We start from the raw sequence: 813 nt of genomic DNA on the forward strand, positions 1-813 counted from the left end.
TAGGGTGTGTTGACACTTTTAGCTTAAAAAAATAGCGAAGTAGTAAAATCAAATCGCCAAACCCAATTTTACTATTCGCTATGCCTCGTACCATGCTGACAGATCAACACTGGCAAAAGTTGAAAGTTATTCTGCGTAATTTATCCATTCACCACAACTCAAATTTACGCAATTTTATTGAAGCTATTCTCTATAGAATTAGAACAGGCTGTCCGTGGCGAGATATTCCTTCTTGTTTTGGTCATTCAAACTCTATTTTCAAACGTTTTAATCGTTGGTCAAGCAGCGGTAAGTTACTTAGATTATTCAAATTACTAGCCTCATGCCCCGATATGGAGTGGATTTTTATTGATGGCTCTCATGTACGTGCTCATCAACATTCTGCCGGTATAGCGAATCAATCTATTTCTAAAAGTGTAGGAGGAAACTCCTCAAAAATACATTTGATTGTTGATGCACATGGCAATCCTATTGATTTCATGATTACCGATGGAACCACACATGATGTTAAAGTTGCACCTGATTTAATATCAACATTAGATTTAAAAGAGACAAAAGTGGTATGTGCAGATAAAGGCTATGATTCAGAACCACTGCGTGAACAGATCAGGAAAACAGGGACTAAAGCGAATATACCAAAGAAAACAAATAGCCAATCGAACAATGACCATATGGACTGGTGTTTATATAAAATCAGGCATTTAGTTGAAAATATGTTTTGTAGATTAAAGCAATTTAGAGGAATAGCTACTCGATATGACAAGCTCAAAAGAAATTATCAAAGTTCTGTTGCTTTAGCCTGTATATTTTTAT

At 35.4% G+C, this 813-nt stretch carries 1 protein-coding gene; it reads left to right on the forward strand.

Annotation, left to right across the window (positions count from 1 at the left end):
* Positions 1–80: 80 nt before the first annotated feature.
* Positions 81–813 (forward strand): IS5-like element ISAba31 family transposase (locus ACP7AK_RS15315; protein WP_425880204.1); only part of this gene is annotated, 733 nt, incomplete at its 3' end.

It is taken from the genome of Acinetobacter sp. TWP2-2-3, assembly GCF_049896445.1.
Taxonomy (GTDB): Bacteria; Pseudomonadota; Gammaproteobacteria; order Pseudomonadales; family Moraxellaceae; genus Acinetobacter.